Annotated in this window: 9 protein-coding genes and 1 pseudogene; all 10 read right to left on the bottom strand. The window is 63.8% G+C overall.

The window, feature by feature from the left end; all coding sequences use genetic code 11:
• Window positions 1–656: glycine betaine ABC transporter substrate-binding protein (locus E5W87_RS31710; protein ID WP_292406767.1), on the bottom strand; the 656-nt coding region annotated here is incomplete at its 3' end.
• A gap of 251 nt (window positions 657–907) precedes the next feature.
• The gene (locus E5W87_RS31705; protein WP_292406764.1) at window positions 908–2131 is read right to left on the bottom strand and encodes an MFS transporter; all 1224 of its coding nucleotides are present in this window, start codon (window positions 2129–2131) and stop codon (window positions 908–910) included.
• Window positions 2128–2628, bottom strand: coding sequence for a transcription antitermination factor NusB (gene nusB, locus E5W87_RS31700; protein ID WP_292406761.1), 501 nt, complete (start codon window positions 2626–2628; stop codon window positions 2128–2130). The genes E5W87_RS31705 and nusB overlap by 4 nt, the downstream gene beginning before the upstream one ends.
• A complete protein-coding gene (ribH, locus tag E5W87_RS31695; protein ID WP_292406758.1) occupies window positions 2625–3119 on the bottom strand; it encodes a 6,7-dimethyl-8-ribityllumazine synthase in 495 nt (164 codons plus the stop codon). Before ribH ends, nusB begins: the two co-directional genes overlap by 4 nt.
• Window positions 3120–3213: 94 nt before the next feature.
• On the bottom strand, window positions 3214–3831 hold the full coding sequence (locus E5W87_RS31690) for a riboflavin synthase (RefSeq protein WP_292406755.1): 618 nt from the start codon (window positions 3829–3831) through the stop codon (window positions 3214–3216).
• On the bottom strand, window positions 3831–4955 hold the full coding sequence (ribD, locus tag E5W87_RS31685) for a bifunctional diaminohydroxyphosphoribosylaminopyrimidine deaminase/5-amino-6-(5-phosphoribosylamino)uracil reductase RibD (protein WP_292406752.1): 1125 nt from the start codon (window positions 4953–4955) through the stop codon (window positions 3831–3833). The genes E5W87_RS31690 and ribD overlap by 1 nt, the downstream gene beginning before the upstream one ends.
• Window positions 4956–4957: 2 nt before the next feature.
• Window positions 4958–5434, bottom strand: a complete 477-nt coding sequence (gene nrdR, locus E5W87_RS31680; RefSeq protein WP_023798407.1) for a transcriptional regulator NrdR — start codon at window positions 5432–5434, stop codon at window positions 4958–4960.
• Window positions 5435–5576: 142 nt separating this feature from the next.
• A complete protein-coding gene (locus tag E5W87_RS31675) occupies window positions 5577–6158 on the bottom strand; it encodes a hypothetical protein (protein WP_292406770.1) in 582 nt (193 codons plus the stop codon).
• An 85-nt stretch (window positions 6159–6243) separates the two neighbouring features.
• Window positions 6244–7557, bottom strand: coding sequence for a serine hydroxymethyltransferase (gene glyA / locus E5W87_RS31670; protein WP_292406747.1), 1314 nt, complete (start codon window positions 7555–7557; stop codon window positions 6244–6246).
• A 118-nt stretch (window positions 7558–7675) separates the two neighbouring features.
• Window positions 7676–7858: pseudogene (locus E5W87_RS31665) on the bottom strand (Na+/H+ antiporter); the annotation flags it as partial.

The following is a 7858-nucleotide window of genomic DNA, read 5'->3' as shown; positions in this document are numbered from 1 at the left end:
GTGCCGTAGACCATGGCGGCGTTGGCGCCGTTGGTCTGGTTCGCCGCTGCGGCGATGGTCGCCGCCGTATCGCCGCCGGACAGCGTGATCAGCTGTTCCGGCTTCAGGGTGAAGCCATAGGTGGTCTGGAACGCCGGCAGCGCGGCAGCCGAATTGACGAACTCGGCCGAGGCCGCCAGCACCACCTGGCCGCCGCCAGAGACATATTTGCCGAAGTCGGACAGCGTCGCCAGCTTGTTGGTCTCGGCGACATCCTTGCGCAGCGCAATCGCCCAGGTGTTGTTGGCCGGCGACGGCGACAGCCAGACGATCTTGTTGGCGTCGTAGTCGAGCTTCTTGGCCGTTTCATAGCCCTTGGCGGCATCCTTCCACACGGGATCGTCGGCCTTTTCGAAGAAGAAGGCGGCATTGCCGGTGTATTCCGGATAGATGTCGATCTCACCGGCGGTGATCGCCTTGCGTACCACAGGGGTGCCGCCGAGCTGGATGCGGTCGGTGGTCTGGATGTTGTTGGCGTTCAGCACCAGTTGGATGATGTTGCCGAGTACGCCGCCCTCGGTATCGATCTTCGACGACACGACCACCTGAGCGCTCGCCGAGGCTGCGGTGATGCCGAGCGCCAGAGCCGCGCTGGCCAGAACCTTGACTGAAAACATTTCACAAATCCCTTGCTGAGAACCGGATTACGGCTGCCGCATATGAGCATGGCTTCAATGCCCCGTCGGGGTACACGGTTTCATAAGAGGGGGGATGGGCGCAATAATTTTGTTCGGATGCGGGTGAATCCGCTGCTGCCTGATCCCGACAGCGTCATGTCACTACAGCGCCGCGCGTCCGTTTGGACGCGCAAAGGACGCTGTAGCACTTTTGATTTTGCGCATGATCTTTCCGAACCTTCGGTTCGGGGTCATGCGCTGGTCGGCCGCGCGCTCGTCATCTTCAATACGCCCAGTGCCACGAAGCACAGCACCGTCACCGGGAAGATGATCCAGTTCAGCATCTCCCAGCCCCAGGCGTTGTAGACGGCACCCGACATCAGCGATGCGAAAGCGACGGAGCCGAACAGGACGAAGTCGTGAAAGCCCTGGACCTTGCCCTTTTCGGATGACCGGTAGCTGTCGGCGACCATGGCCGTGGCGCCGATGAAGGCGAAATTCCAGCCAAGCCCGAGCAGGATCAGCGCCGTCCAGAACTGCCACAATGCCAAGCCCGACAGTGCCACTATGGCGCAGCCGATCAGCAACACAAGGCCGGTTGCGACGATCCGTTCGGCGCCGAAGCGATAGATCAGCGCGCCAGTGAAGAAACTCGGCGCGAACATCGCCATGACGTGCCAAGAGATGCCGAGCGTTGCATCGTCCGTCGAATGGCCGCAGCCGACCATGGCCAGCGGTGCGCCGGTCATGACGAAGCTCATCAGCGCGTAGCTGCCAACGGCACAAAACAGCGCCGCCACGAAACGCGGCCTGGTGACGATCTCGGAGAGCGGCCGCGCGTCGCGGTCGTCGACTTCCACTTTGCCGGCTGCCTTGGCCGGGATGCGCAGGAACGACAGGATGGCAGCGCCGACCGCCGCCAGAACCAGGATGGACGCAAACGAGCCGGCAAACATCACCGGCGCAAACAGTTCGCGGGTGAAGATGACGATCTGCGGCCCGAGGATGGCGGTGACGATGCCGCCGGCCAGCACGAAGGAGATGGCGCGCGCCTTGAATTCAGACGGCGCATTGTCGGCGGCGGCGAAGCGGAATTGCTGGACGAAAGCGCCGCCAATGCCGATCACCATCAGGCCGAAGGCGAACAGCCAAAAGCTGGCCTGGAACAGCGCCAGCGTGGCAATCAGTCCACCCAGCGCAGTGATAATCGTGCCGGTCATGAAGCCGTCGCGCTGACCGAGCCGGCGGATGATCGCGGCGGCCGGCAATGCGCCGAGCGCCACACCGACGTTGAAGCCGGTGATCGGCGCCGTCGCCAGCGACTTGTCGGAGCCGAGCAGATAATGCCCGGCCAACCCACCCATGGAAATGGCGATGGGTGCGGCCGAACCGATGATCGCCTGCGAAGCTGCAAGGATTAGCGCCGTGCGGCGCGCTTCCCTACCAGCCTCGGCGACGACGACAATGGCCGTCATGAAGCGTCCTTGCCGCGCCCCTCGCCGCGCACCCGGCGCGACACGCGATCGAGCACCGCGTTGACCAGCTTCGGCTCGTCTTCTTCGTAAAATGCCTTGGCGATGTCGACATATTCCGAAACGATGACAGCCACCGGCACGTCCTCGCGCTTCATCAGTTCGTAGACGCCGGCGCGCAATATGGCGCGCAGCGTCGAATCGAGCCTGGACAACGGCCAGTCCTCGGTCAGCACCTGACGGATGATCGGATCGATGGTCTTCTGGTTCTCGACGACGCCGGCGAGGATGGCGCGAAACCATTGCGCGTCCGCCTCGCGATAGAGCGCGCCGTCGACTTCCTTGCCGAGCCTGAACGCCTCGTATTCGGCGGTGATCTCGAAGACGCCGCTGCCGGCCACATCCATCTGGTAGAGCGCCTGCACGGCGGCCAGACGGGCAGCACCGCGCTTGTTGGCGTGGCGTGCCGCGGGCTGACCGGGTGATGCGGGTTCGCTCACGATCGCTCTCCCAACTGTTGCTTGAGGGCAATCATAGTCAGCGCCGCACGAGCGGCAAAGCCACCCTTGTCGCCTTCCGAGCGTTTGGCCCGCGTCCAGGCCTGCTCGTCGTTTTCGGTGGTCAGGATGCCGTTGCCGATGCAGACCGCCTCCTGCACGGACAGGTCCATCAGGGCACGGCTCGATTCATTGGCGACGATGTCGAAATGATAGGTGTCACCGCGCACGACGGTGCCGAGGGCGACAAAACCATCATAGCTTGGCCCGCCTTCGGCGGCGCCATCGAGCGCGAAGGAAATTACTGCGGGAATTTCGAGCGAGCCCGGAACGGTGACGACATCGTATGTCGCGCCCGCTTCCTCGAGCACGCTTGTCGCGCCTTCGAGCAGCGCGTCGGCAAGATCGTCGTGGAAGCGCGCCTCGATGACAAGAAGGTGGGCCTTCTTCTTCGGGCGAATGAACGCTTTGCCGTGTTGGGATGTGCCAGCCATAGATATCTCCGGGATCGCCGGTGACTTAGGCCGAAGCGGCCGCGTTCGCAAGCTTTGTCAGACGGTCGAACTGCGTCTAATTTCCAAGGGCGGCTCAAAGCCCCTCTTTCGCCGCCTCCACCAAGCGTGCCGCGTAGCGGGCCATGGTGTCGATCTCGAGATTGACGCGATCGCCGACGTCACGCTCCCCCCAAGTGGTCACGGTCAGCGAGTGATGGATCAGCAGCACGTCGAAGCGCGTGCCTTCGACCTTGTTGACGGTGAGCGAGGTGCCGTCGAGCGCGACCGAGCCCTTGGGCGCGATGAACTTGGCCAGATCGCGCGGTGCTTCCAGCGTGAAGCGCACGGCGTCGCCTTCCTCCTTGCGCGCCACGATCTCGGCCATGCCGTCGACATGGCCCGATACAATGTGGCCGCCAAGCTCGTCGCCGATCTTCAGCGCCCGCTCCAGATTGATCCTCGTGCCGGATTTCCATGCCATCGCTGTCGTCAGCCTGAGCGCCTCTTCCCAGGCCTCGACCTCGAACCAGCGCGCGTTGGCGCCGCTTTCCGGCAGCCCCGTCACCGTCAGGCAGACGCCGCCGCAAGAAATCGAGGCACCAATGGCGATCGTCTCAGGGTCATAGGCCGTGTCTATACGCAAGCCGACCCCTTCCCTCAGCGGTTTGACGGCAGCGACGGTGCCGACATCGGTGACAATCCCGGTAAACATCAGAGATCCCTTATCCACTCGTCGTAGCTGTCTTCGCCGAAACGCATGTCGCGCAATTTGCGAAATCCTGCCGGGATATGGCTGGGGTCGATGGGCGATGCAATGCCGCCCTTGCCGATCGGCTCCGGCCCCTGGAACAGCACGATCCGGTCAACCAGCCCTTCGGCGAGGAAGGCTTTGACCACCTTGGCGCCGCCCTCGACCAGCACGCTCGCCATGCCGAGCGCGGCCAGGTCCTCGAGCAGTTCCGGCAGCGCAATATCGCCTTCATACGTCTCGGTGCCGATGAAGCGCACGCCGGCGCGTTCGAGTGCTGACCGCCGGTGCGGATCGGCTTCGGCACAGGCGGCGACATAAAGCGGAACCCGGTCGACGCCGGCGACCAGTTTCGACGTCTCCGGCAGCCTGATCTGGCGGTCGAGCACGATGCGCGCCGGCGAACGGTTTTCCAGCCCCGGCAACCGCACCGTCAGCGCCGGATCGTCCTCCAGCGCCGTGCCGATGCCGATCAATATGCCGTCGGCTTCGGCCCGCATCAGATAGACTTCGCGCCGGGCGATGTCGCCGGTGATCGAGACCTGCCCCTCGCCTTCCATGCCGATCTTGCCGTCGCTGGAAAGCGCAAGTTTCAGAATCACTTCCGGACGCTTTTTGAGAGATCGAGTGAGATAGCCGGCCATTTGCTCGGCGGCTTCTGCCACCAGCACCTTTTCGACCACTTCGACACCGGCGGCACGCAGGATCCCATAGCCATTGCCGGACACGCGTGGATCGGGGTCGCTCGCAGCCCCAACCACCCGCGTGACTCCGGCATTGACCAGTGCATTGGCGCAAGGCGGCGTGCGGCCATGGTGGGCGCAGGGCTCCAGTGTGACATAGGCGGTAGCGCCGCGTGCCAGCTCGCCGGCCTCTGCCAGCGCCTCGGTCTCGGCATGCGGCCGGCCGCCGACAGCGGTGACACCGGTGCCGACGATCATCGGCCCGGTGCCGTCGTCGCGCACGATCAGCGTGCCGACCGAAGGGTTGGTCGAGGTCCGCCCGGCGTTTTTCCGCGACAGCCTGAGTGCCGCCGCCATGAAGCGGCGATCAAGAACCTCTTGTTCGGCTTGGCTGGGCTTTGCCATGCTCAGCCGGCGTCCTCTTCCTTGAGCTCGTCGCCCTTCAGTTCACCCAGCACGTCGTGGAAATCCTTGGCCTCGCGGAAATTGCGATAGACCGAGGCGAAGCGCACATAGGCGACGTCGTCGAGCGACTTCAGCGCCTCCATCACCAGGCGGCCGACCTCGCCCGAGGCGACCTCGGTCTCGCCCGAGCTTTCGAGCTGGCGCACGATGCCGGTCACCGCGCGGTCGATGCGCTCGGGATCGACATTGCGCTTGCGCACGGCGATCTCGACCGAGCGCAGCAGCTTGTCGCGGTCGAACGGCACCTTGCGTCCGGACTTCTTCACCACCACGAGGTCGCGCAACTGCACGCGCTCGAAGGTGGTGAAGCGACCGCCGCAATCGGGGCAGACGCGCCGCCTGCGGATCGCCGCGCCATCTTCGGCGGGGCGCGAATCCTTCACCTGCGTATCTTCGGACTGGCAGTAGGGACAGCGCATGGAGAGCCTTGTGTTCGCGATTCTCGTGGAGCGAAAGGCTTAGAGGTTTTTGCCGCGATCGCAAAGCACCGGGGACGGCCTCTCGCGCCTCAGAGATAGCGAGGCGCAAGGGAAATTACCAGCACCAGACGGCATCGGTCGACTACGGCGCGACGTCACCGGTCGGGAACCCGCATGACACGCCGAGGCTGCGATAGGCCTTGGTGAAGCCGTCCATCGATACGGCAGCGACCGGCTTGTCGGCGAAGACGATATCGAGTGCGCCGGCGCGGCGCATGGCACGCAGCAGCGCCAAGCTGGTCTCAGTCTTGTTGTTCAACATCCATTTCCCGCCGGCAAGGGCATTGACGGTCGCCTTGACCTTGCCGTTGCTGTCGCCGAACACCGCCGGGATGTTCTCGCCAGTCGGCAAATCCTTGTTTTTCATGGCGACGACAAGGGTCGGATAGCCATCGGGCGGCAGTGCATCACCGTTTGAGATGGCGAGCGTGAGAGTGCCGCTGGTACCGCTCGCGTCGAGAAAGGCGGTCGAGGCGACGCAGGTTTTGCGTAGATCCTCACCGGTATCGATCTCGTCCACGGTGGTGGACCACTTGCCGAAGGTTTCCGTCTTCGGTGCGGCCGGGGTGGGCGCAGACTGTGCCAAAGCGGCGGACAGCGGCAAGGTGGTCAATGTGGCCAACACGCCAAGTGCGCCAAAGCCAGCGGCACGGAAAATCTGCATCATCGTCAAGGCTCCTGTCCGGACTCTGTCCCCGCTGAAACAGTGCTTCTCGTACGGCCGATAAGGGATGACACCTTGCGTGAGCTCAGCCGAGATATGGATAGAGCGGAAAACGATCCGTCAACGCGGCCACCTTCGCCTTCACCACGGCCTCGACGGCTGCATTGCCTTCGTCGGAATTCGCAGCCTTGAGCCCGTCCAGCACCTCGGCGATCAGCTTGCCGATCTCGCGGAACTCGGCCTGGCCGAAACCACGCGTGGTGCCGGCCGGCGTGCCGAGGCGCACCCCCGAGGTGACGAACGGCTTTTCGGGATCGAAAGGGATGCCGTTCTTGTTGCAGGTGATGTTGGCGCGGCCAAGCGCTGCCTCGGCGCGCTTGCCGGTGGCGTTCTTGGGACGCAGATCGACCAGCATCAGATGGTTGTCGGTGCCGCCGGAGACGATGTCGAGACCGGTTTCCTGCAGGCTGGAGGCGAGCGCCTTGGCATTGGCGACAACGCTCTCGGCATAGAGTTTGAAGCTTGGCTTCAACGCTTCACCGAAGGCCACCGCCTTGGCGGCGATGACATGCATCAGCGGGCCACCCTGCAGGCCCGGAAACACGGCCGAATTCATCTTCTTGGCGATGTCCTCATCATTGCACAGGATCATGCCGCCGCGTGGGCCACGCAGCGACTTGTGCGTGGTTGTGGTCACCACATGGGCGTATGGCAGCGGCGACGGATGCACGCCGCCGGCGACCAGGCCGGCAATATGGGCCATGTCGACCATCAGATAGGCGCCGATCGAGTCGGCGATCTCGCGAAAGCGCTTCCAGTCCCAGACGCGCGAATAGGCGGTGCCGCCGGCCAGGATCAGCTTCGGCTTGGTCTCCTGCGCGGTCTTCTCGATCGCATCCATGTCGAGCAGGTGATCGTCCCTGCGCACGCCGTAGGAAACGACCTTGAACCATTTGCCGCTCATGTTGACCGGCGAACCGTGTGTCAGGTGCCCACCCGAATTGAGGTCGAGACCCATGAAGGTGTCGCCGGGCTGCAGCAGCGCCAGGAACACCGCCTGGTTCATCTGGCTGCCGGAATTCGGCTGGACGTTGGCGAAGTTGCAGCCGAACAGCTTTTTGGCGCGCTCGATGGCCAGTTCCTCGGCCACGTCGACGAACTGGCAGCCGCCATAGTAGCGCTTGCCCGGATAGCCCTCGGCGTATTTATTGGTCATGATCGACCCTTGCGCTTCCAGCACGGCGCGGGAGACGATGTTTTCCGATGCGATCAGTTCGATCTCGTGGCGCTGGCGGCCAAGTTCGTTGCGGATCGCGCCGAAAATCTCCGGATCGGCATCGGCAAGCGTGGTTTCGAAGAAGGATTCGAATTTATTCGACACTGCCGCTGCTGTTGCCATGCTTGAGATCCTTGTCGTCCGGGGGGTCTGCCGCGCCATTAACACAGTTGCTTCCGCCCCGCCACGTTTGAGGCGCGAAATTTGCTGGCCGGAATGCGGCAGCGAGGCGAAGAGCCGGCTATTTCATCGCCTGCCGACCCTTCAGCAAGGCCTCGGTGAGCGTGATTTCGGCAAACAGCGCCTGCATCGTATGGTCGTTGATCTCGCGGCTGCGGAACATGGCGCGCACTGCGGCGCGCTCGGCCTCGATGCCGGCGAGCCTCATTTTGAGCTCCAGCCGTCCGGCCTCACGGGCCTCGGC

Origin of the sequence: Mesorhizobium sp. (assembly GCF_004962925.1) — a bacterium.
GTDB lineage: Bacteria > Pseudomonadota > Alphaproteobacteria > Rhizobiales > Rhizobiaceae > Mesorhizobium.
This window is presented reverse-complemented; position numbering and strand designations above follow the sequence as displayed.

Excerpts from the sequence above, each read along its gene's own strand:
- E5W87_RS31705 (WP_292406764.1), bottom strand. The coding sequence starts at position 2,131 with ATGACGGCCATTGTCGTCGTCGCCGAGGCTGGTAGGGAAGCGCGCCGC.
- ribH (WP_292406758.1), bottom strand. The coding sequence starts at position 3,119 with ATGGCTGGCACATCCCAACACGGCAAAGCGTTCATTCGCCCGAAGAAG.
- E5W87_RS31690 (WP_292406755.1), bottom strand. The coding sequence starts at position 3,831 with ATGTTTACCGGGATTGTCACCGATGTCGGCACCGTCGCTGCCGTCAAA.
- ribD (WP_292406752.1), bottom strand. The coding sequence starts at position 4,955 with ATGGCAAAGCCCAGCCAAGCCGAACAAGAGGTTCTTGATCGCCGCTTC.
- nrdR (WP_023798407.1), bottom strand. The coding sequence starts at position 5,434 with ATGCGCTGTCCCTACTGCCAGTCCGAAGATACGCAGGTGAAGGATTCG.
- E5W87_RS31675 (WP_292406770.1), bottom strand. The coding sequence starts at position 6,158 with ATGCAGATTTTCCGTGCCGCTGGCTTTGGCGCACTTGGCGTGTTGGCC.
- glyA (WP_292406747.1), bottom strand. The coding sequence starts at position 7,557 with ATGGCAACAGCAGCGGCAGTGTCGAATAAATTCGAATCCTTCTTCGAA.